The following is a 23,332-nucleotide window of genomic DNA, read 5'->3' as shown; positions in this document are numbered from 1 at the left end:
ATGCCCTCAGAAGAAAAGCATGAAATCATGGGCGTCCCCAGGTTCCCAAGGTCCCCAGATGCCGATATTCAGGTAAGGATGCCAACCATAACAGGCGGAGACGGTCTCTGCGGTTGATGAGAGTTCGTGAAAGCCGGAAAGAGTGAAACGGCTCCGCCGCTCCCCCGCCGGCCGTTGGTGAGGATAAGAATGAAATTGATTACAGCAGCAATTTTCGCGTGTGCAATAACCCTTTCCTTTTCCTGCCCTCTTTGGAGTGCTGAACCGAGTTTTGAAAGTACGGTCAAAAAATTCATACAAGTTGTAGCCAGTAAGGATCGAAAGGCTTTAGCTAATTCAGTTTCGTACCCGCTACAGCGGAGGGTTCCCCTTCCAAGCATAGACAGCCCGAAACAATTTCTGGACGCTTACGACGAAATCCTTGACGAAAATATATTGAAAGCGATCTCAACCTCTAGAGCTTCAGCCGACTGGTCAGAAATGGGGGGGAGAGGCTTTATGTTTCAAAACGGCTCGTTGTGGCTTGACGAGGACGGAAGAATAACGGCAATCAATTATCAGACAGAAAAGGGAAAACGTAAGCGTGCTGATTTAATCGAAGCTGACAAAAAACAATTGCATGGCAGCCTGCGTGATTTTAAACGACCTGTCCTGGAGTGGGAAACTGCCAAGTATCGAATTCGCATAGATCAAATCACTGACGATAAATTCAGATATGCCGTTTGGCCGGTTCGGAAGAAAACCTCAGAAATGCCGGACTTGGTTCTACGAAATGGTACTTTGATATTCGACGGGAGTGGTGGGAACCACCATTATGATTTTAAGAGTGGCGATGTACTCTATCGATGCTTTGTATGGGTGATCGGAGACGCGGACACTCCGCCCGGAGAGATCGAAGTTTATAAAGGTAAAAAGCTGGTGTTGAATCAGCCTGTAGTAAAAGTCATTAAAGGCAGGTAAAAACACCAACACTTATAAGGCCCCCGTCCGTCAATAGGCAATATGGTGCCCGGACGATTTTGAGGTCGCTTTATCAAGTAAATCGCTGCTCCAGTTTCTCGGTCCCGACTCGTATTTCTCATCCCGGCATCAGGTTTTTCTCTTAAGAAAAAGGCCTGCACCAAACACTTATCGAGGTTCACACCGCTGCGCTTTTACACTGGCAACGGTTGCGCGGGCATCACCCGCGCGACCTGGAAACTATATCGTACCCTCATGCCGTCCCATTCAAAGATCGGGCTCGTACTTGCGCACGGCGCAGTTGGTTCCGGGCTCGGCGAGGGGCAGAACCATATGAAATTGAAGGCAGTCGATTCGTCTATGTAAGGAGCGGAACGGGGCTCCCAATCAACGCCTCAGTTCCCGGAGTATCGGCATAGCGACCGCGCCGCGCTCGATTCGGCGCACTGTTAGATTGCCGGTCGCAGGTCATGCTCACCCATGTCGGCCCTAGTTGGAATTCGGGCTGCTCCCGTTCCCTCCAGCTCTACGCCGTTGCCGTAAATTTTGCCAAGTTGAACGGCACGCCGTTTTTCAGCATGTAGTAGATGGCCCGAGCCAATTTGTGGGCCAGAATAGAGAGGGCTTTACCCTTCCCATGCTTTTGGGCCAGCTTTTCCACCAGTTGTTTGCCTTGGTGATTGTGGCGCAGAAACGATACGGCCGCCTCTGAGAAAGCCCACTTCAGATGGGCGTTGCCGATCTTGGCGCCGCCGGTTCCCTTTTTCTTGCCAGCCGACTCATGGGGGCATTTTACCAGGCGGCAGTATGAGACAAAGTCCTGCACCGACTCGAAACGGTTGATGTCGTGGATCTCATAGAGGAACACCATTGACAGGGTCTTGCCGATGCCGTGGATTGAACTGAGGAGCATGAGCGTGCGCCGGTCCTGTCGACGGGAGGTTTTCTCCAGTTCCCATTCCAGTGCACCAATGACGTCGTCGTAGGCATCAATCATCGCCAGATCGATCTGCACGATCTTTCGCACCTCGGGATCTGGAAAGTGATCGGGAACTGTGCTGCGTGGTCCTTCGTTATATAGGCGGACCGGGATCTCCGGCAGATTGTATTGGATGGCGGTACTGTGTACATGGCCGAAAAGGTCGGCCCTGCGGCGGACCAGAAAGCAGCGCCGCCGTAACAGGTCACGGGTCGCCCGCATTTCTGGTGGATAGACATAAGCCATGGGGAACATTCCTCCCCGCAGAAGGACGGCAATCTTCTGAGAATCGATCTTGTCGTTCTTCACCTTGCCACCGTGCACTGCTTTCATGTACAGAGCATGGCCAAGGACGAATTCGATCTTTTCGCGGCTGCAGAGGTCGGCAAGCCAGTACCAGGCGAACATGCACTCCACGCCTACCACAAGATCTTCTCGAAACGGGGCGATAACCCTGAGGAAATCTTCTGGTGACGTGCTGATGTTGCGGTGTAGAACTACTGCTCCTTCCGCATTGAGAATGCAAACGAACGTTTTTTTTGCGTGGAGGTCGATTCCACAGTAGTGCTTGTGTGATTTCGTGTAAAATCGCATGCGTAAGGCCCCCTTTGGATTCCCTTTGGAATTGGTTCTCGCAAAGCTGAGCATACACTAAGAAGTATGCCCAAGGGGGGCCTTACACAGTATCCACTCGGCGGCCCACGGACGCTTCCTCGCTGGTGCGTCTCAGCTTTGATGTAATGTCTGGAGGGAAAACATGAATGTAAGAATGGTTTTCGGAATGCGGCCCCTGTTATGGATATTGTTGGCACTGCTGCTGTCGACTACACCCGATGTTTCCCGCTGCGAAATCTTTAGCTACAGGGATTCAAAGGGGGTGCCCGCCTATGTCGACGATTTGGGTAAAGTGCCCAAAAAGTACCGCTCCAAGGTGGTACGCTTGGATGACGCTCCTGCAGTCAGCGTGATGGGATCATCCTCGCCCGCTGCATCTGTCCGGAAGTCGGGAGGTAAACAACAGGCGCAAGCGGGACCAAAGCGCTTCACTGGCACCATTGAGATCTATTGGGCGTCCTATTGCCCTGTCTGCAGAGATGCCGAGAGTTATATGAAAAAGAAGAATTACCCTTACGTGAAGTACGATGTCCAAAAAGACAGCGCGGCCAAAGAGCGGGCGGAAAAATACCCCGGCAGTGGCGTTCCACTGATAATCGTCGGAAGCAAGACAATGAGGGGGTTTTCGCCGGAGGCGCTGGAGCAGTATATGGAAGAATAAGATGGTCCAATTGAGGGAGGGGGTGTGCCAGGTCTAGAATTATAAGGTTGTGTATGAAAAATGTGGTTTTTTAATACCTGGCACCGTGGAGGCTGATTGGAGACGTTGTGAATTTAGGAGGGAAACGTGCCTGAACGGAAAAGAATTGCTCTTCTTATCGATTGCGACAATGTCAGCCATAATTCAATAGAAGGTGTATTAGAAGAACTCGCAAAACACGGCATGGTTAATGTCCGTCATGCGCATGGAGACTGGAAAAACCAGTCCTTATCTGGTTGGATAGATAGATTGCACCCTCATGCAATTAGACCTATGCAACAGTTCGCGTATACAAAAGGGAAAAATGCAACTGATGCTGCAATGATTATTGATGCAATGGATCTCCTTTACAGTAAAAATGTCGATGCATTTGCGTTAATGACTAGCGACAGTGATTTTACTCCTTTAGTGTTGAGAATACTGGAAAGCGGTTTACCGGTTTATGGTTTTGGTGAAACAAAGACTCCTCAGCCATTTGTAGATGCCTGTTCTACATTTATTTACACAGAAAATCTCGTAGCTCAGAAGGAAGAAATATCGGAAAATCATAAACAGCCAGTTAAAAAAAATCGAAATGAACTCAGAAACGATACTGCATTAGTAAAGTTGCTCAGAACTGCTGTTGAGCAAACATCAGAGGATGATGGATGGGCTCATTTGAGCAGAGTAGGCCACTACATATCAAACAACAGCTCGTTCTCATCTATAAACTACGGCTATAAGAAACTTGGCGACTTAATAAGAGCATGCGAATTATTTGATGTGGAAATGAGAAAAGACGGAACCGCCATGTACATTAAAGATGCACGTAAATAAGTTTGTAGCAATTACGTCAAATTTGAACGTCGAAGAAAACAGAGAGGCAACCCACCAACCATCAAAACGCCGAAGTGAAGTTCCAAGGGAAAAACGGGGGGGCAGGCTTTGCAACTCTCGCACGCTCATACCTAAGACCCAAGCACCTCTTCCTGATATATGGTCTGTTTTTTCGTCATCAGACGGCTGACGCCGCCGGTAAAGTCCGGTCCCGTTGAACAACGAAATGGAGACAAACATGATGCGAAAAGTTGCATCGCTTGTCGCAGTCGCTCTATTCACCGTGAACACCTCAGCGCTTGCAGGTGAGAAAAAGAAAAATTTCAACTACAGCTCTCAAATTGGCGTCGCTGAGGTCACTCCGACAAGTGGCGGATGTCTGACCATACGCAATCCGTACATACGAGAAAACCAGAAGATAAAGCTGGTGATTGCCGGAAATCAGCAGAAGGTTGTGGAGAAGAAGATTCTCAAGAAACTCAAGGCAAGCTGTTCAAGAAATCCCGATCCCCCAGCAGGCGCATCGTTTTACTCGTTCCCAGCGGCAGAAGGTGAATATTTTGAGCCATCAATTGCAGTTGTCGGGTTCAGTGACGGCTTCAAGATTGTAAAAGATAAGGTCAGAGTTGATCTCGACGGTGATGGAGCCGCTGAGTCTTTCCGTTCATGCACCAGCAATGAAGGGCTGCATTTGACTGTGTGGGCTGGAGAGGACCTAAAGTCGAAAAGGCAGTGGCACGAATATTACTATCTTGGCTATGACGTAGTGCCATCCTGCAAGCCAGCTGATTATAAAGAGTGACACGCAGCCAGCGGCGACAGCTGCCTCCGCTGACGCCTTGAGACTAGGGACGTGTCAAATCTATTCCGACTAGAAAGGACGTTTCCCACAATGGACATTCCACGGATATTCAATATCACTGAGAGTGCTCACCGCATCCACAACCCGATCACACCCGAAAAGCTTACCACTCTTGGCGCAGCGCTGCGTCTGGAAGCGGGGGCTCGAGTGCTCGACCTCGGCAGTGGTTCGGGGGAGATGCTGTGCACCTGGGCACGCGATCACGGCGTCATCGGTACCGGCATCGACATGAGCCAGTTGTTCACTGAGCAAGCGAAACTTCGTGCTGTAGAACTCGGCGTTGCCGATCGAGTCAGGTTCATCCATGGCGATGCTGCCGGTTATGTCTCTGACGAGAAGGTCAGTGTGGCAGCCTGTGTCGGTGCCACTTGGATCGCCGGTGGTGTCGCCGGCACTATCGAGCTTCTGGCGCGGAGCCTGCGCACCGGAGGGATCATCCTCGTCGGCGAGCCCTACTGGCGGCAGTTACCGCCAACGGAAGATGTCGCCAAGGGGTGTCTTGCCAACTCGATCTCCGACTTTCTCCTGCTTCCGGAACTTCTCGCGTCTTTCGGCCACCTTGGCTACGACGTCGTTGAAATGGTCCTGGCTGACCAAGACAGCTGGGACAGATACGAGGCGGCCAAATGGCTCACCATGCGCCGATGGCTTGAGGCAAATCCCGAAGACGAGTTAGTCAAAGAGGTCCGGGCCCAACTGACCTCGGGACCCGAGCGCTACGCCGCTTACACGCGTGAATACCTGGGCTGGGGCGTGTTTGCGCTGATGCCGCGGTGATGCGTTGTCGTGATGAAAAGAAATTTTGAGGAACTTTGATGGACTGGCTGAAGGATCTAAATCCATTTGCAAGTGGTATGCTGATTCTAGCCACCTTTACCACGGCTATTATTTTCTTGGCACCCAAGTCAGCTAGTAATATTGAAAAAGCAGTTTCAGAATGTGGACTTAAGAGGATTAGTCTGAATCAGTTTGGGCGTTATTTGAATGCAACATCTTGCTCGTGCCTGCAATCCATGTTCGACGGATCGCGATTCAACTCCCCGACAATTGGAGAAATCTATAGCGGGAAATACGGAAATTTTTTCGTAACCATATTTACTCTCGTTCTTCCCACCGGTCGGTTCGGGACATGGCAGACAGTGATTCATCTTAGGCCGGAACTCCCGAAGTGGCTTCCTGTGTTTTCCATAATTGACGAGGTTTCCGGCAAGGGGTTGTCGGAAACCCTGAAATGCGTACATACACATCGTAATCCACTCACCAATATAAATTACGTGAATAGACATGATGAAGCACACCAGCTTCGCGCCTGTTTGACAAGAAGTCCGGTCAATGAATTATCAATAAGTGCAATTAAGTCACCGTTGAATGGGATTGTTCTTGATTCAACAGGCGAAGACCTGTTTTTTTACTGGCATGGAAGAATTGTTGCTATCGACAAATCAATTGTTTTAAGGGGCTTTATTGACAGCTCCATCGAACTCTGGCAGATGATTGATGCCGGTAAGGTTGATGTCGGTATTTTCGCCAAGGATTAATCTAAATAGCATGAGCACCAACTCGCGGTGGCACACCGTCGGCGCGAAAAACTTCGCGCCGCTGCTGTGTCTTGGCACGTTGGGAGTAGTAACGACGAGAGGGCAATACCATGAGCACAATGCCAACTGCTGATACAAAAAACAACGAGGGCGCGACGGTAGTTATTACTCACAGGTTGCGCGAAAACAAGCAGACAGATTACGAAAAGTGGCTTGAGGAAATTGCGCCTCTTTGCAAGGCTTCACAGGGGCATTTGGACTGGCACATTGTTCGTCCGATACCAGGGTTGACAGAAACTTATACCGTCATCATTCGGTTCGATACTGAGGCGCATTTGCGTGAATGGATGGAATCCCCGACTCGCGTCCGTTTGATAGAAAAGGTTCGGCCTCTGTTAGTAACCGGCGACGATTTTTTTATCAGTAGCGGGCTGGATTTCTGGTTTACCCCGGTGGGCGCGAAAGCCAGGATACCGGTGCGCTGGAAACAGTTTCTGGTTACATGGTCAGCCATTTTCCCTCTGGCGTTAGGTATGCCATTGGTCGTTCATCCAACTCTGCACTACCTTGGCATTCAAGATAACCGTTTATTGGCTACATTGGCCGTAACCGGACTGGTCGTTTTCCTTATGGTCTACGTGGTGATGCCTCGCTATACGAGACTTGTTCAGCGATGGCTGTTCTCAAGGTGAAAGAAATGTCAAACAAGCAATCGGAACTTGAAAAGTTGGGGTGGAACGAAAGGTTCGAGCGGCTCGCGGCACTGCAGGGGGAGTCGATTGAGACGGTGGCCCGCGTGGCGGCGGTGGACCGCGATCAACTCTTGCTCCTGAACGACACGGGGACCTTCCGGGCCAAGCTGTCCGGCAGTTACCTGCACCATCACCGGCGGCCGGAAGAGTTGCCGTGCGTGGGAGACTGGGTCTGCGTCGAGAAGGGACTCAATGATGACTTCGGGCTTATTCACACCGTGCTGGACCGCAGAACCAGTCTGTGCCGCAAAGCCGTCGGCGGGGTCAACGAATCGCAGATGATCGCGGCAAATATCGATTACGTGATCGTCGTCCAGTCCTGTCACTATGATTTCAATCTGAATCGGTTGGAACGCTACCTGGTTATGATTATGGAAGGTGGCGCAACCCCTTGCGTGCTTCTTACCAAAACAGACCTCGTTGAACCTGACGTGCTGACGGCCCAACTTTCTCAGATACGTGCTGCCGGTATCACCGCGCCGGTGCTGCCCCTGAGCAATATGACCGGAGAAGGGATCGACGAGCTGAAGCGAAATTTGTTGCCGGGCATGACGTACTGCTTCGTAGGGTCGTCCGGAGTCGGCAAAAGCACCATCATCAACGAACTGATCGGCGGGGGTAGCCTGGAAACTCAAGGCTTGAGCGCCACCGGCGAAGGAAAACATACGACGGTACGCCGGGAACTGATACTTCTGGGAAACGGTGCGCTGGTAATCGATAACCCGGGGATGCGGGAGTTTGGCATCATTGGTGTGGAAAATGGCATAGGTAGAAGCTTTGTCGACATAGAGGCCCTTGCATCCAGTTGCCGCTACCGCGACTGCACCCACACGAGCGAGCCGGGCTGTGCGGTCCTGGATGCGCTGAGTGCCGGTGAAGTCGATGAAGAGCACTACAAGAACTATACAAAACTGAAAGCGGAGTCCGAGTTCTACCAGATGTCATATGCTGAAAAGAGAAAGAAAGATCGAGACTTCGGCAAATACATCAAATCGGTAAAGAATGATTTGCGAGGAGAGTAGAAAGATACGCCTGACCCAAAAGACGCGGCGATCTTTGCCCCGGTTGGCAGAAGGCATGAGTCCCCCAGGCGGAAGAGGGAGGTCGCGGGCGGTTGTGTGCGGATGCGACCTTTTCAGATGTGATGCTGCTGCCCTGGCAGGGTGAAGTAGAAGCAGGCGCCCTTGCCAACCTCGCCCTCCGCGCGCACCTCACCGCCGTGCCGGTCGACGATCCGGAACACGGTGGCGAGCCCGACCCCCGTGCCGGGATAGTCGCTTGAGGGGCGCAGGCGCTGGAAAGGCTTGAAGATCTTGTCGGCTTCGCTCATCTCGAAGCCGATGCCGTTGTCGCGCACGAAGAACTCGCGCACCCCGTCGCGCATCCTCTGCCCGAACTCGATGCAGGTGTGTTCGTTCCTGGAGGTGTACTTCCAGGCGTTGCCCAGCAGGTTTTGCAACAGAACGCGGGCAAGATGGGGGTCGCACCAAGCGGTCATACCTGCAGCGTTTTGCCATTTCAGTGAGCGTCCCACGTCGTACAACCGCAGTTCTGCGATAATGTCATCCGCCATGCGGCCCAGGTCCACCTCCTCGCAACTCAGTTCCGTCCTTGTTACCCGAAACAGCACCAGCATCGCCTCGATGAACTCCTCCATGTTCTCGCATCCGGTATGGATGGCGTTCAAGAGGCATTGGCCGGTTTCGTCCAGTTGGTCGCGGTAGATGTCGGCAAGGGCCTGTCCGGCCCCGTAGACGGTGGTAAGCGGCGTGCGCAGGTCGTGCGACAGCGAATAACTGAAAGCCTCCAGCTCTCGGTTGGTGGCCTGCAGCTCGAGGGTCTGCTGACGCAGGCTCCCGTTCAATTTCCGGATCGCCTCCTCCGATTCCTGGCGCTCGGAGGTGTCCCGCACCACGCAGATGATGCCTCCATCCTCCAGACGCGAAAGGGATATCTCCTGAGGGAACAGGGACCCGTCCTTCTTGAGCCCGGTCGCCTGGCCGCGCCAGCCGTCCCCTTTCTGGAATGCACCATAGATGAGCGGCTCCAGCCGTTGGCGCTCCTCGTCGGTGTACAGCTTCTTCCAGGTACGGCCGATCAGTTCCTGCTGCGACGGGTAGCCGTAGATGGCCGCGTGCGCCTTGTTCAGGTAGAGGTATTCGCCGTCAGGGTTCAACAAGGCGATGCCGTCGATGGATGCTTCTATGGCAGCTGAGTGCTGCTTCTGCATGATCTCTTTGGTCTTTCGCTCGGTGACGTCGCGTACGAGTTCGATGGCAGCGGTGACGGCACCGGTGGCATCCATCAGCGGGGCGGCCGCCGTCTCGATGTGACGTGTCTGACCGTCGATGACATGGGTTGACTCCTGCCGGTGTGGCAGCCCGTCGAGGAAGCATTCGTTGACGACGCAGCCGGGGCAGACGGTATCGCGGTCGTGGTAGGCGCTGTAGCAGGGCTGTCCCAGGTGCTCTCCCTTGAACTGTCTGGCCGGGGGGTTCTGGTATAGGATCCTGAAGTCCCGGTCCTGGACCGTCACCGCGTCAGGCACACTGGCGAGGATGGCTTCCGTGCGGCTTTTTTCCAGGGCCAGCTTGGCCACGGTATCTTCCAGTGCCGAGGTGGCTTCCTGCTCGCTTCTTGACTTGCGCCAGGCACAGGTCATGAAAATCAGCAGAAACAGGATGGTTTGGAGGCGGTAGGTCAGTTCCTGCGCCTCGGGGTGCAGAAGCTGCTGAACGAAGCTGCCTTCGGAAAACACCACCGCATCGAGAAAGCTGTCCGTGAGCCACGACGCCAGTATCAGGATGCTTCCCGTGCCGATAGAAAACCAGCGACCTTTTCGGAGCCGCGACAACATAAACTCTCCTTCTGATACAGCATCGACTGCCCTTGCTTACCAGGCGCCGATCAATCGGGTCGCGGGCGCGATTGATCCAATCTTTGGCATGCCCAGTGGTTACCGATTCGTATATCATATCAAAGTACATGCTTCATAGTCTTTTCCGCGCTGGTTGCGCGGCAAGTACATCCTCCTTTTCTCTGTTTCGTGAGAGGGAATTCTTGGTATCTTGACGCATCCCTGCCGGCTCCGTCCGAAATATCGAGAACGTTTCCATCAAGCCGTTTGCCGATGATGCGATGGCTCCTTTGGGGGACGGGGGTACGAAGAAATGCCCTGCTCGCGGGGCTTTTGGGAAGTGTTCTCTTCAGGGGGGAGGGGGACGCTCGCGACTCACCGTACTGACCACCGGTGAGGTCGCCGTCCCTACAACTGCTTGGGCTTTTTGCCGGAGAAATTGTCGTCGAAGCAGGTCGGGCAGATGCCGTGGCTGAACTGGGCTTCGGTATGCTGGGATATGTAGGACTCCATCTGCTGCCAGCTTTTTTCGTCCTTTCTTACCTTCTTGCAGTACATGCAGACGGGAATGATTCCCTCCAGCACCTTCACCTTGGACAGGGCCTGTTCCAGTTCCTCGTTGCGCTGCACCAGGGCGTCCCTGTGGATTTGGAGGTTCTTCCGGCTGTTGATCAGCTTGGTGAAGCTCATGGTGAGGGCCAGCAGAAGCAGAACCGATATGGTGGAGAGTATCTCGACCCGGTGACTGTAGAGGTAGCCCGGGGGCTGGTTGACGATGATGCTGTCGGTCGGCAGTTTCCCCTGTGCGATCCCGAAGCGCCGCAGCTCGTTATAGTCGAACATGTCCTTGTTTGGGCTCGGCGTGACGGGGGGGAGGGCGTCTATGGACTCGCCCTTAAGCACCCGCACGGCCAACGCCGCCGCTGCGGCACCGTGTTCGTGAAGGTTCAATAACCGCCCGCCGACGATTCCTTCGCCCAGGTTGAATTCCCAGCCGCCGTACACCGGGACCGGACTGACGGTGGAGATTCTGCGCAGAGCCTCGTTGCTGGAGACCCGGTCGCCATTTTCGTCTTGCACAAAGGAAGCGAAATAGAGGATGACGCTGCCGGGGTGCAGCTGCTTGACCCGACTGATGAATTGGTCCAGTCGCAGCCCGGCCCAGTCGGAGAAGGTGGCTTTATCCTGCAACTGCTCCGCGGCCTTGCGGAACTCCATGTCGTTCAACTGGCCGGTAACGGAGTCGTCGCGGATGACGACGATCTCCTTGGTCGCGGGATGAAGGTCGAAGATGAGGTCGAGGGTGGCCTTGAAGCTTGGGCGCTCGTCGATGCCGATGATGCCGTGCCGGCCGGAAAGCCTGGAGCGGTCGAATGAGTTGGTGCCGCAAAAGACCACCGGGGTGGCGCCGAAGAGGTCTTCCCTGTGCCGTTCGATGATGTTGAAGGCATAGTCGTCGGTGGAGAAAATCAGGTCGAAGTGGCGTTTTTGATATTTGAACCTGAGCAGATCGATGACTTTGGCGTCGAATTCCTTGCCGCTGTTGTTTTTCGAGTCCAGGTACTCGACCTGAATCTCGGTGTCCGGCAGTGCCTTTAGCAGCGTCGCGCGAAACCCTTCCACGGCGTCGTCGGATCCCTTGTACCCCGAATGGTAGGAATTGAGGATCAGGATTTTCTTCCCGAGGGGCGTCTCGGCGCAGGTGGCACCTGTCACGGTGCCCAGCAGGCAGACGCCGACCAGCATGCATAGCAGGCTGCTAAGAAAGAAAACCCTGGACATCGCTTTCTCCATGGGGAGGCAACTCCGCTTCCCGTGCGGTCCCATTGTCGGAACCAGGGGCGACAGGTGAAAAAACGCGCCCGTATGGATAGTTTCGGCACAACGGCGCGATTCTTGAGAGAGGAACGGCGAGGTGCCCGTCTCCAGGCCCCTCGGGCACCGGCGAGGCGATCTCACCGCGTTGCCACTATGGTTAAAAAAGGGTTAAGTGAAGCGGCGGCCCTCGCGGATCCGCTGCAACCTGAAGGATGTCAAGCGGGGCAACTCCGTGTTTCCTGGAACGCGAGATGCATTTCGCGCCTGAGACGGTTGTGAATGGACCTTACCAAATTAACCGGCAATGTATAATAGTTTAAAATGCATGTCAAAGGACGATAACCCCCAAAACACCGTCTTCCTGGTCCAGTAATGGGGGTGCCAGAGGCTCGGCATTTCATTGCAGGTGGAGCGGTTGATTTTTTATAATTGCGCAAGGCGCGAAAGGTGTTTGTCGTGCATGTACGGTTGTGGCAATATCTCCGGTCCGCGCCTTCGGGCGTAACAAAAAGAACCGATACGGAGTGAGTATGAACCTGGATTCGATCCCACGTCAGGAGCTGGCCTCCATCCTGCGCCGCATGCCTAAGGCGGAGCTGCACATCCACATCGAAGGCTCCCTGGAACCGGAGCTGATCTTCCGATTGGCCCAAAAAAACGGCATCGAGCTCCCCTATCCGTCGGTCGAGGCGCTGCGCGCGGCATATGCCTTCACCGACCTGCAGAATTTTCTCGACATCTACTACGCCGGCGCCGGCGTGCTGCAGACGGAAGAGGATTTCTTCGACATGGCCTGGAACTACCTCGCCCGGGCCAAGGCTGACAACGTGGTTCACACCGAGATCTTCTTCGACCCCCAGACCCACACGGCCAGGGGCGTGCCCATGGCAACGGTCGTCAACGGCCTTTACCGCGCGGTCCAGCGGGGGCGCGAGGAACTTGGCCTTTCCGCCTCCCTGATCCTCTGCTTTTTGCGCCACCTAAGCGAGGAGGACGCCCTTGCCACCCTCGAGCAGGCGCTGCCGTTTCGGGACAAGTTCATCGGCGTCGGACTGGACAGCGGCGAGCGCGGCAATCCCCCGGAGAAATTCGCCGCAGTTTTCGGCCGCTGCCGCGAACTGGGGCTCCGGCTGGTGGCCCACGCCGGCGAGGAGGGGCCGGCACAGTACATTCGCGACGCCCTCGACCTGTTGCATGCGGAAAGGATCGACCACGGCGTGCGCTGCCTGGAGGACCCGGAGCTGGTCGCCCGGCTCGCGGCGGAGCGGGTCGCGCTGACGGTGTGCCCGCTTTCGAACGTCAAGCTGGCGGTGTTTCCGGAGCTGGGCCTGCACAACCTCGGCAGGCTTCTGGCAGAGGGGATCGTCGCCACCATCAACTCGGACGATCCCGCCTACTTCGGGGGGTATCTCAACGACAATTTCACGGCGACCTTCGCGGCGCTCCCCGAACTCGGTGCGAGGGAGGCGTACCTCTTGGCGCGCAACAGCTTCGAGGCGAGCTTTGTAGCCGATGAGACCAGGGAGGGCTGGATCGCCGCTTTGGATTGCTTCTTCGCCGACTGCTGCGCCGGCAGGTAATGCGGCGGCGGACCCTGCCTGAGGCTTGGGGGGGGGCAACTGCCGGGACTACTGCCGCAACAGCCGGGGTGAGCGGGGAGGGGGAAAGACAAGGAGCCGCAAGAGCCTCTGGATATTGAGGCTTTGCGGCTCCTTTTTTTGGCGGGGTTAGAGCACCGTCAAACCCTGCGCAGCTTGACGCTCTCCTCTTCCTTTCCCATGATCTGCTGCTTCTTGCCTATGGCGCGCAGCAGGGTGTTGCAGCTGTCGACCAGTTTCTCAAGCTGGCCGTTCTTGCCGTAGACCTGGGTGTAAAAGATGTTTTCCATGACGTGCATCCGCCCGAGGTTGCTGCTTGCCCTGCGCATCTGCATGGTCATCGACCACTGCATCTGCTGGAGCTTCAGGGTCTTCTCCGGGGTCCTCGCCCGGCACGCTTTCTTCAAAGCTTCATCCGCCAGTTCGTCGAACATGGCGGGATTCTCCTTATATAGCTCCCTCAACTCGTCGGGGGTATAGGCTGTAAACTCTCTTTTGGTACTCATGACACGCTCCTTCTCCTTGCATAACAATGAAAGTTGTGACAGTGGTGTTGATTGAGTTTTTCTAATTGTGAACCAGTTGGAGAAAATATTCCAGCAAATTGTGTATACGGCTGACGGGGGGCGACAGTAACACAGTGCGCCCCCTTTTTCCATTGCTACCATTACCATGACCGCTGCCCCGGACAGTCCATCCTTCTGGCCGGTTGTGCGTCGCACTCCCCTCAGGGAGCGCCCCGATCCCTTTCTCCTCGGGCCTTCTTGCACCCCCGCGCCTTCCCGCCAATAACCTTGCAATTAAAGGGTAAACTCCTTAACATTAATTTGTACAAAGATTTGCGTGTTGGGGGGAACCCCGAGGATCTTCCTGCGGCGAAAGGAGGCTGCCATGGCGGATAAGGGTGAAAGGACTATTGGCGAACTGGTGTCCGAGCTGGCCGGGGAAGTGCGTCTGCTTTTCCGGCAGGAATTGGACCTGTTCACGGTGGAAATGAAAGAGAAGGTGGTGGAGGTTGCCAAGGACACCGCCGCGATAGGGGTAGGCGGGGTGCTCATCTACACGGGGTTCCTGGTGCTCCTGGCGGCCGTTGTGCTGGGGCTTGCCACCGTGATGCCCGCCTGGGGGGCGGCGCTTTTGGTGGCTGCAGGCTTGATCGCCATCGGAGCGGTCCTGGTCCTGAAAGGCGGCAAGGACGTCAGGGAGATGGATGCCAAGCCCGAACAGACGGTGGGGGCTTTGAAGGAGGCGGTACAATGGGCGAAAACGTTAAGGTTGACGAGCAGTCGCCGGAGAGGATCCGCGAGCAAATCCGGCATACGGAAAGCGATATAACGCACACGGTGCAGACCCTCGAGCAAAGACTCTCCCCCCGCTACCTGAAGCGCCAGGGGATGCGTAAGGCGAAGCTGTTCGCCTGGCAGGGAATCGCCAAGGCCCTCGATCTGGCCCAGCGGACCTCGGTGCAGGTTTCGCTGGTCGGTGGGGGCGCGCTGCTGATGTTGTTGGGGAGCAGGCGGGTGCGCGAGCGGGTAACCGTGAGGACGGCGCGCAAACCGGCCATCGAGGTGCACCCGGGCGCGGCTGTGGCCCGGGCGGCCGGGGCGAGCGCGTTATGGCTATTGATGCGCAGGTTCGGCGGCGGGAAAGTAAGTGCGGAGAGCACGCCGGTGTCGGGGTGGGCGTTGGCAGCGACTGCCGCCAAGGCGTTCTTGGGGGGCAAAAGGGCCTCGGAAAAAGGCGGCACCCCCAGGGAAGGGGGCAAGGTCGCCTGGCGCGGGTTGGCAACGAGCCTCGGGGCGGCTCTGGGGAGCTACTGGTACACCCACAAGACCCGCAGGGTCTAGCAGACCGTGGCAAAGGAGGACATCATGAGAAGACATGCGAGCACGACGGCCGAGGTGGTCAGCTTTTCTGCCGGGGCATTGGTAGGTGCCGGGCTTGCCCTGCTCTACGCCCCGAAGACCGGGCACGATATGAGGGAGAAGGTTTCCGACGTGACCGGCGATGCCATCGCCAAGATGAAAGGGCTGACCGAGGAAGTCCAGGACAAACTGAACAGGAACCTAGCCAAGGGGCGCGACTACGCCGAGGGAAAAGTGTCGGAGTTGTCGTCAAATATTGAGGAAAGGGAGCAGTATCACTAATCCCCGTGCCTGGCGCGGGTGAGTATCGAGAAGGGCTGTCCGGCAGCGGACAGCCTTTTTGCGTCTCAGGGGCGGGCATTGGCAGAAACCGCAACGGTTGACGGGGACGGTAGAGCTGTGACACATTAGTTTGCCATTGCCCCAAAGCTCATGTACCATCTGTTGCACTGCATACATATCAAGCTGTTCACTGGACTCTCTATGACTAGCCGACTCTTCTCCCTGACCAGAGAGCTGTCGATAAGGACCATGTTGTTCACCGTGGTGGTACTGGTGGCTTTTGCCGGTCGCCCCTGCCGTGCAGAGCCGTTGGCGATCACCCCTTTCCATACCTTCAACCAGAGTCCCCTGGTCCAGATCTACGGGCTTCCGGCTGCCGAAAGCGCCGTGGTTCAACCGTCGGGAAAGGGCTGGACGCTGGTTGCCGTCGATGTGGCGAACAGCTACCTGAAGCGGGAGACGACACGTGAGGCGCTCCTTCTGGACGGCGAGGGGGAACGAATCACCCTCGCCCTTCGCTACGGCGTCGGCCGGAGTCTGGAGCTTGGGGTGGACGTGCCGTTCGTCGCCTACAATGGCGGGATCTTCGACGGTTTCATCGAGGACTGGCACGAGTTCTTCGGACTCCCCCAGGGGCAAAGGCCCAACGCTCCCAAGGGGCAGCTCCGCTTCGCGTACGCGAAGGACGGTCGCCAGCGCCTGGAGATGGACCAAGCCGGCTTGGGTATCGGCGACCTGAGGTTCACCGGGGGGTGGCAGCTTTACCACGACGGTGGCGAGAACCCGGTCGCCCTGGCGCTGCGGGGGAGCCTCAAGGCGCCCACAGGAAGCAGTTCCCGCCTGACCGGCAGCGGCAGCACCGACCTCGCCTTGTGGCTCACCGGCAGCAGCGATTACGCCCTGCCCGGCAAATGGGGGCACGCTGCCGTCTTCGCGGCCGCCGGCGGCCTCGCCATGTCGGACGGGCAGGTGCTGAAGGAGCAGCGGCGGAACCTGGTCGGCTTCGGCACCCTGGGCTCTGGCTGGTCTCCGGCCGACAGCTTCGCGCTGAAGGCCCAGCTCTCCGGGCACAGCGCCTTCTACAGGGACAGCGAATTCTCGGAGTTGAACTCCGGGGGGATGCAGCTCATCTTCGGCGGGACCGTCGCTCTCTCGTCGCGCACCACCCTGGACATCGCCCTTTCCGAGGACGTCATCGTCGGCGCATCGCCGGACGTCGCGCTGCACCTGGGATTGGGGCACCAGTTCTGAAACGTTTTATGCCTTTACCCCTGCGGTAGGAGGATGTGATGGGGACGTCGGTAGGAATAGGGTTCAGCATGCGGAAGAACCCGGTCGAGGCGGGGCACGAGGCGGCCCGGACCGCGCTGGAGCGGGCGGGAATCGCCAAGCCGGATTTCGTGATGGTTTTCGCCACGGTGGGGTACCACCAGCAGAGGCTGATCGCCGCGATCCGGGAGGCGACCTCAGGGGCACCGCTGTGCGGATGCTCGGGGGAAGGGATCATCGCACAGGAGGAGGTTGCCGAAACCAACTTCGCCGTAGGGGTCATGGCGGTCGCCTCCGACGAAATCCGCTTCGGGATCGCCTCGATATCGGGGATAGGTGAGCCCGGCGACCTCGCCGGCGAGCGGCTGGCGGCGAAGATCGCACCGCTCATGGCTTCCGACAGCCGCGCCTTCTTCCTGTTGGCGGACGGGCTTGGGTTCGACTTCGATCCCTTCGTGGCGGCCTTCGAGGGGGTCCTCTCCCCGTCGGCGCGGCTCCCGATCTTCGGCGGGCTTGCAGCCGACAACTGGGCCTCCCGCAAGACCTACCAGTACCACGACGACGAGGTGCTCAGTGACGGGGCCTGCTGCGTGGTCATGTCGGGCAAGGGGCAGGTCGCCTGGGGGATCAACCACGGCTGCGTCCCGGTGGGCACCAAGCGGACCATAACCCGCTGCAAGGGGAACATCATCTACGAGATCGACGGTGTGTCGGCCCTGGAGGTCCTCAAGGAATACCTCGACGAGGAGTGGGCCATCAAGTGGAACAAGGCCACCCTGAACCTCTGCCTGGGCTTCAAGACCCCCGAACACCTGCGCCAGGGGTACGAGGAGTACTTCATCCGTTACATAACGGACAAGGACGAGCACGAGGGTTCCGTCACCATCCAGTCCGACGTCAGCGAGGGGACCGAGCTCTGGATCGTGCGCCGCGACAAGGAGCTTATGATGAACGGGCTGCGCTCCATACCGCGCCAGATCAAGGAACAGCTCTGCGGCGACCCGCCCAAGTTCGTGCTGCAGTTCGAGTGCATGGGGCGGGGGAGGGTGGTGTTCAAGGAGCAGGAGCGCATGGAACTGGTCAGGTCGCTGCAGCGCGACCTCGGGGAAAAGGTGCCGTGGCTCGGGTTCTACACCTACGGCGAGATCGGGCCGATCCGGAAGTACAACTGCTTCCACAACTTCACCTCAGTGGTCACCGTGGTGTACTGAAGCCGAAAGAACGCAGCGTATGAGCGAACCAGGAAAAGACATGCCGCCGGAAGCCGAGTTGGAGAAGCTGCGCCGGGAGAACGAGATCCTGTCGGAGCAGGTGAAAAGGCTGGTCAAGGCCGAGAGCAGGCTCTACGACTACCAGGAGAAGCTCGACGCCCAGGTCAAGGAGTACAGCGAGCTCTACGACCTGAGCCGCAAGCTTTCCACCTGCACCGAGCTGACCGCCATCTTCGAGCTCGCCGCCGGCTACGTCATCAACAGCCTCAACTACGAGCGGGTGCTCTTCTTCCACAAAAGCGACGACGGCGCCGCCTATGCGGTCTGCGCCTGCGACGGCTACTACGATCTTGAGGAAGAACGCGCCGTTTGCTCCCTCAGCATCCCCAGGAAGGCCCCCTTCCTCTCCCCGCTCTTCGCCGGGGAAAACTACCGCATCTGCACGGAGCGCTCCCGCCAGCACGCGCTCTCCGAGTACCGCGCCAAGCTCCTGATGAACGAGTATCTCCTTTGTGCGCTGGGGAACCCGTCCGATCCCCCGGTCCTCGTGGCGGTGGGGAACTCCGAGGAAAACGCCGAGTTCAACCGCAGGGTCAGCGACAGCGAGGAGGCCCTGTTCGGCATCGGCAACCTGCAGGGGCTTCTCTCCTCGGCCATCGAGAACCTGATCCACTATGCCGGCATGAAGAAGGCGCTGGAGCAGGAGCGGCTCGCCGAGGCCAAGTACCGCGGCATCTTCGAAAACGCCATGGAGGGGATCTTCCAGACCACCCCGGAGGGGAAGTTTCTCAGCTGCAACTTCGCAACCGCCGCCATCCTCGGCTACCAGACCCCGGAAGAGGTGCTGGAGAACGTGGTGGATATCGGGCCGCAGCTCTACGTCGACCCGAAACGACGCGACGAGCTGTACGCCATGATGATCCAGCGGCAAAACGTGAAGAATTTCGAGGTGGAATTCTACCGCAACGACGGCAGCAAGATCTGGGTCAACCTGAGCACCCGCCCCACCTTCGACGACAGCGGCGTGCTCGCCTACATCGACGGCATCATGCAGGACATCACGGAGCGCAAGCGGGACGAGGACTCCCTGCGCAAGCTCTCCCAGGTGGTCGAGCAGAGCCCGGTCTCCATCGTCATCACCGACACCTCGGGCCGCATCGAGTTCGTGAACCCGAAGTTCGTCCAGTTGACGGGGTACACGCTGGAGGAGGTCGTCGGCAGGAACCCGCGCTTCCTGAAGTCGGGGAAAGCGGCGCCGGAGGAGTCCGGGACGCTCTGGCAGACCATCACGAGCGGCAAGGTGTGGGAGGGGGAGTTTCTCAACAAGAAGAAAAACGGGGAGCTTTTTTCCGAGCACGCCACCATTTCCCCCATCCGGGACCGAAACGGCGCCATCACCCACTACCTGGCGGTGAAGGAGGACATCACCGAGCGCAAGCTGCTGGAAGCCCAGCTGTTCCAGTCTCAGAAGATGGAGTCCATCGGGCGTCTTGCGGGCGGCGTGGCGCATGACTTCAACAACATGCTGAGCGTCATCCTGGGGTGCGCCCAGCTGGCGCTGCGCGACGCACAGGAAGGGAGCCCCCTCTGGCAGGACCTGGACCAGATCATCCACGCCGCCAAGCGCTCCAGCGACATCACCCGCCAACTGCTGGCCTTCTCGCGCAACGAGGTGATCGCGCCGCGGGAAGTGAACCTAAACGAGCACTTCGCCGAGATGCAGAAGACGCTGGGGCGGCTGATCGGCGAGGACATCAAGATGACCTTCAGCCCCGCCGCCGACCTCTGGCAGGTCAACGCCGACACGACCCAGTTGGACCAGATCCTGGTCAACCTGGCCGTCAACGCCCGCGACGCCATGGAAAACGGAGGGGTGCTCACCGTGGCGACGGCCAACGTTACCGTGGACAGCAGTTACAGCCAGTACCACCTCGACGCCTCTCCCGGCGACTACGTGCAGCTTTCGGTGAGCGATACCGGCTGCGGCATGGACCGCGACACCATCGATCGCATCTTCGAGCCTTTCTTTACGACCAAGGAAGTGGGGAAGGGGACGGGGCTTGGGCTTGCCACGGTGTACGGGATCGTGCGGCAGCACAACGGCTTCATCAACGTGTACAGCGAGCCGGGGCAGGGAACCATCTTCCAGATCAACTTCCCCAGGTTCGCCGGTGCCGCCGCGGTCGGGGAGAGCGCGGAATTCGAGGCGTCCCTTGTCGGCTCCGGGACGGTGCTGCTGGTCGAAGACGATGCCCTGGTTCGCAAGATGACGCTGCGCGCCCTGAGGGACCTGGGGTACACGGTGATCCATGCCTCCGGCGCCGACGAGGCCATCACGATCTGCAGGGACGGGGGAACGCGCATCGACGTCATCCTAACCGACGTCGTCATGCCGGGGATGAACGGCAAGGAGATGGTTGACGCCATCGAGGCTTTCCGTCCCGGCCTGAAGGTGCTCTTCATGTCCGGTTACACCAGGGATCTCGTGGCCCAGCGCGGTGTGGTGGACGAGGGGAGGCATTTCATCCAGAAGCCGTTCGACCTGCAGTCGCTGGGGAGGAAACTGAAGGAAACGCTGCAGGACAGGTAGCGGGAGTCCCGCCTTCTCGCCCCGGGAGAGGGGGCTCAAAGCCCCTCACCATGACCTCTCGCAGGGGGGAGGGGATTGCGGCGACGTGTGGCGGTGTCTTACTTCCACGTAGGAAGGGTTCCCCTTATCGCTCGGCTGCGCTGAATATGGCGAACTGCTTCATCATCTTCTGCCGATACCCCACGATGTCCTGTCGTAGCGACGCCAGCTGCGCCATTTTTTCATCCACCTTGGCGACATGCTGGTCGAGGGTCTCGATGAGACGCGGGATCATCTTCTCCGTCTGCTTGGCGTCGCCGTACGCGGCATAGAGATCCTGCATCTCCTTGATGGTCAGCCCCAACTCTTTGAGCTTCATGATGAACTTTATTCTTCTGACATAGTAGGGGGTGTACCCCCTGGTGGCGCCGTCCTGCCGCTCCACCGATTCTACGATCCCCACCTCTTCCCAGTAGCGCAGGGTCCTCGTTGTCAGCCCCAAATCCTTCGCCAGGTCGCTTATAGATACGATGGTCTCGCCTTCTCTCTGCTCGTTGGTCATCCGTTTCACCTTTACGTAAATTTCCACATTCTCAGCCAAGCACCGGGTTTTGTCAACCAATACTCCGAGCCGGGAAACCGGGCAGAAGTGGGCGTCCTGGAACAAAAAATAAACTTTCGTATAATTCCGTTTTATTTATCGTTGACATTAACGTAAACGACTGGTACCTTTTTTACCGCAATCCGGTCCTCCTGGTGTTTAGTCACGTTAAAATAGCGACTTGCAGATGTTGATCCCCTGTTGAGAAAAACAACTTTCGTGTGAATTTGCCCTAGGCGTCAAATCGGTAGTCGTTGGTTTGGTGGGCTCGTGCCTTGGGTGGCACTTGGAGGCGCACCATTCGCGTTATACCTCCCGAGAATTTCCAGGGGCTTATTTACAGATTCAAACTAATGTTCTGCTTAGTCTGGTCCGGTAAATTGCGTAATTATTTCGATTCTTAATGCAAATGCTAAATCTGGCTAATCGCCTGTGTCTCTTTCATTAAATAACGGAGGTTGAAATGAGCGAGCTGCACAAGAGGATCCGAAAGACGAGCCTGCATTCGAGAATCATGACAGCCGAGGAGACCATCCCCTTTTTCCGCAACGGCATGGACCTCGGTTGGTCCGGCTTCACCCCGGTCGGCTATCCCAAGGTGGTGCCGGCCGCCCTGGCCGATTACGTGGAGAAGCACAACCTCCAGGGGAAGATGCGCTTCAACCTCTTCATCGGCGCCTCCATCGGGGCCGAGATCGAGGACCGCTGGGCGTCGCTTTTGATGACCGACAAGCGCTGGCCCTACCAGACCGGGAAGGTGGTGCAAAAGCAGGTGAACAACGGGACAGTGCGCATGGGGGACAAGCACCTCTCCCTCTACGCCCAGGACCTCGCCTACGGTTTCTACACCAAGGAGAGGGGGGGCGGCTTCGACCTGGGTCTCATCGAGGCGAGCGGCATCACCGAGGACGGCAGCATCATCCTCGGGGGCTCCATCGGCTGCGCCACCGAGGTGATCCAGCACTCCGACAAGCTCATCATCGAGATCAACACCGCCATTCCCTCCTTCGAGGGGATCCATGACATCGTCATGACCGAGCGCCCTCCCTACAAGAAACCGTACCTGATCAGCAGGGTCGACGACCGGATCGGCTCCCCCTACGTCCCCTGCGACCCGGACAAGATCCTCGCCATCGTGGAGTCGCGCCTGCCGGACAAGGGGCGCGCCCTTTCCGACCCCGACGAGACCTCGGAGCAGATCGCCGCCCACATCCTCGACTTCTTCCAGTTCGAGGTGAAGGCCGGGCGCCTGCCGAAAAACCTCCTGCCGCTGCAGTCGGGCGTTGGCAACATAGCCAACGCGGTGGTAGGCGGCATGGTCAAAGGTCCCTTCTCCAACGTGAAGGTCTGGACCGAGGTGATCCAGGACACCATGCTGGACTTCTTCGATTCCGGGAAGCTCGACTTCGCCTCTTCCACCTCGCTCTCCCTCTCCGAGAACGGCTTCAAGCGGCTCTACGACAACTGGGATTTCTACGTCCAGAAGGTCGTGCTGCGCCCGATGCAGATCAGCAACAACCCCGAACCGATCCGCCGCCTCGGGGTGATCGCCATGAACACCCCGGTCGAGTTCGACATCTACGGCCACGCCAACTCCACCCTGGTCGGCGGGACCCGGATGATCAACGGCATCGGCGGCTCCGGCGACTTTTTGAGAAACGCCTACCTCTCCATCATGCACACCCCGTCGACGCGCCCCTCGAAGACCGATCCCACCGGCATCACCTGCGTGGTCCCCATGGCGCCCCATGTCGACCATACCGAGCACGACCTGGACGTCCTGGTCACCGAGCAGGGGCTCGCGGACCTGCGGGGGCTCTCCCCCCGGGAGCGCGCCAAAACCATCATCAACAACTGCGTCCACCCCGACTACAAGCCGCTGATGCAGGAGTACTACGAAAGGGCCAAGCGCGAGTGCTGCGAGCTCAACGTGGGGCACGAACCGCACCTGCTCTTCAAGGTGTTCAAGATGCAGCAGCACCTCGCGGAGAAAGGGACCATGAAGATCGACAACTGGAACTAAGCTGAACCAGAGAGGGT

At 57.5% G+C, this 23,332-nt stretch carries 21 protein-coding genes; 16 read left to right on the top strand and 5 right to left on the bottom strand.

Annotated elements, in window-relative coordinates; all coding sequences use genetic code 11:
• The first annotated feature begins 189 nt into the window (after nt 1-189).
• Entirely contained in the window at nt 190-960 is a 771-nt protein-coding gene (locus tag KP003_RS12595) for a hypothetical protein (protein WP_216788623.1), read from the top strand.
• 526 nt (nt 961-1,486) lie between these two features.
• Here KP003_RS12595 and KP003_RS12590 read toward each other — a convergent pair.
• Entirely contained in the window at nt 1,487-2,533 is a 1,047-nt protein-coding gene (locus KP003_RS12590; RefSeq protein WP_216788621.1) for an IS110 family RNA-guided transposase, read from the bottom strand.
• A gap of 163 nt (nt 2,534-2,696) precedes the next feature.
• Between KP003_RS12590 and KP003_RS12585 the strand changes: the two genes are divergently transcribed.
• From KP003_RS12585 to rsgA, 7 genes are all read left to right on the top strand, one after another.
• Nucleotides 2,697-3,215 (top strand): glutaredoxin family protein, encoded by a 519-nt coding sequence (locus KP003_RS12585; RefSeq protein WP_216497914.1) that lies wholly within the window; start codon nt 2,697-2,699, stop codon nt 3,213-3,215.
• Between the two features lie 126 nt (nt 3,216-3,341).
• Nucleotides 3,342-4,070, top strand: coding sequence for an NYN domain-containing protein (locus tag KP003_RS12580; RefSeq protein WP_216497913.1), 729 nt, complete (start codon nt 3,342-3,344; stop codon nt 4,068-4,070).
• Between the two features lie 238 nt (nt 4,071-4,308).
• Nucleotides 4,309-4,872 carry a hypothetical protein gene (locus KP003_RS12575; protein WP_216788616.1) on the top strand — a complete coding sequence of 188 codons (564 nt, stop codon included), beginning with the start codon at nt 4,309-4,311 and terminating at the stop codon, nt 4,870-4,872.
• A 90-nt stretch (nt 4,873-4,962) separates the two neighbouring features.
• A complete protein-coding gene (locus tag KP003_RS12570) occupies nt 4,963-5,709 on the top strand; it encodes an SAM-dependent methyltransferase (protein WP_216497911.1) in 747 nt (248 codons plus the stop codon).
• 38 nt (nt 5,710-5,747) lie between these two features.
• Complete coding sequence (locus KP003_RS12565; RefSeq protein ID WP_216788615.1) at nt 5,748-6,470, top strand: hypothetical protein; 723 nt, start codon at nt 5,748-5,750, stop codon at nt 6,468-6,470.
• Between the two features lie 110 nt (nt 6,471-6,580).
• Nucleotides 6,581-7,162 carry an antibiotic biosynthesis monooxygenase gene (locus tag KP003_RS12560; protein WP_216497909.1) on the top strand — a complete coding sequence of 194 codons (582 nt, stop codon included), beginning with the start codon at nt 6,581-6,583 and terminating at the stop codon, nt 7,160-7,162.
• A complete protein-coding gene (rsgA, locus tag KP003_RS12555; RefSeq protein WP_239027524.1) occupies nt 7,144-8,244 on the top strand; it encodes a ribosome small subunit-dependent GTPase A in 1,101 nt (366 codons plus the stop codon). Before KP003_RS12560 ends, rsgA begins: the two co-directional genes overlap by 19 nt.
• 113 nt (nt 8,245-8,357) lie before the next feature.
• Here the strand turns inward: rsgA and KP003_RS12550 are convergent, their stop codons facing one another.
• The gene (locus KP003_RS12550; protein ID WP_216788614.1) at nt 8,358-10,079 is read right to left on the bottom strand and encodes a PAS domain S-box protein; all 1,722 of its coding nucleotides are present in this window, start codon (nt 10,077-10,079) and stop codon (nt 8,358-8,360) included.
• A 408-nt stretch (nt 10,080-10,487) separates the two neighbouring features.
• On the bottom strand, nt 10,488-11,861 hold the full coding sequence (locus KP003_RS12545) for an ABC transporter substrate-binding protein (protein ID WP_216497907.1): 1,374 nt from the start codon (nt 11,859-11,861) through the stop codon (nt 10,488-10,490).
• Between the two features lie 566 nt (nt 11,862-12,427).
• Between KP003_RS12545 and KP003_RS12540 the strand changes: the two genes are divergently transcribed.
• A complete protein-coding gene (locus tag KP003_RS12540; protein ID WP_216788613.1) occupies nt 12,428-13,477 on the top strand; it encodes an adenosine deaminase in 1,050 nt (349 codons plus the stop codon).
• Nucleotides 13,478-13,635: 158 nt separating this feature from the next.
• On the opposite strand, the gene KP003_RS12535 is transcribed toward KP003_RS12540, so the two are convergent.
• Nucleotides 13,636-14,001 carry a DUF3135 domain-containing protein gene (locus KP003_RS12535; RefSeq protein WP_216497905.1) on the bottom strand — a complete coding sequence of 122 codons (366 nt, stop codon included), beginning with the start codon at nt 13,999-14,001 and terminating at the stop codon, nt 13,636-13,638.
• Between the two features lie 385 nt (nt 14,002-14,386).
• On the opposite strand from KP003_RS12535, the gene KP003_RS12530 reads away from it, so the two are divergent.
• The 6 genes from KP003_RS12530 (at nt 14,387) to KP003_RS12505 (ending at nt 20,712) form a co-directional block, all read left to right on the top strand.
• On the top strand, nt 14,387-14,830 hold the full coding sequence (locus KP003_RS12530; RefSeq protein WP_216497904.1) for a phage holin family protein: 444 nt from the start codon (nt 14,387-14,389) through the stop codon (nt 14,828-14,830).
• Complete coding sequence (locus KP003_RS12525; protein ID WP_216497903.1) at nt 14,752-15,342, top strand: DUF3618 domain-containing protein; 591 nt, start codon at nt 14,752-14,754, stop codon at nt 15,340-15,342. Before KP003_RS12530 ends, KP003_RS12525 begins: the two co-directional genes overlap by 79 nt.
• Nucleotides 15,343-15,366: 24 nt before the next feature.
• Nucleotides 15,367-15,642, top strand: a complete 276-nt coding sequence (locus KP003_RS12520; RefSeq protein ID WP_236026763.1) for a YtxH domain-containing protein — start codon at nt 15,367-15,369, stop codon at nt 15,640-15,642.
• 201 nt (nt 15,643-15,843) lie between these two features.
• A complete protein-coding gene (locus tag KP003_RS12515; RefSeq protein ID WP_216788612.1) occupies nt 15,844-16,893 on the top strand; it encodes a DUF3187 family protein in 1,050 nt (349 codons plus the stop codon).
• Between the two features lie 38 nt (nt 16,894-16,931).
• Complete coding sequence (locus KP003_RS12510; protein ID WP_216497901.1) at nt 16,932-18,122, top strand: FIST signal transduction protein; 1,191 nt, start codon at nt 16,932-16,934, stop codon at nt 18,120-18,122.
• 40 nt (nt 18,123-18,162) lie between these two features.
• On the top strand, nt 18,163-20,712 hold the full coding sequence (locus tag KP003_RS12505; protein ID WP_236026762.1) for a hybrid sensor histidine kinase/response regulator: 2,550 nt from the start codon (nt 18,163-18,165) through the stop codon (nt 20,710-20,712).
• A 124-nt stretch (nt 20,713-20,836) separates the two neighbouring features.
• Here the strand turns inward: KP003_RS12505 and KP003_RS12500 are convergent, their stop codons facing one another.
• Nucleotides 20,837-21,253: a MerR family transcriptional regulator gene (locus tag KP003_RS12500; RefSeq protein WP_216497899.1), complete on the bottom strand. Its 417-nt coding sequence runs from the start codon at nt 21,251-21,253 to the stop codon at nt 20,837-20,839.
• Between the two features lie 502 nt (nt 21,254-21,755).
• Here KP003_RS12500 and scpC point away from each other — a divergent pair.
• Complete coding sequence (scpC, locus tag KP003_RS12495; RefSeq protein WP_216497898.1) at nt 21,756-23,315, top strand: succinyl-CoA:acetate CoA-transferase ScpC; 1,560 nt, start codon at nt 21,756-21,758, stop codon at nt 23,313-23,315.
• Nucleotides 23,316-23,332 lie beyond the last annotated feature (17 nt).

This window comes from Geomonas diazotrophica (assembly GCF_019063885.1).
Lineage (GTDB): Bacteria > Desulfobacterota > Desulfuromonadia > Geobacterales > Geobacteraceae > Geomonas > Geomonas diazotrophica.
This window is presented reverse-complemented; position numbering and strand designations above follow the sequence as displayed.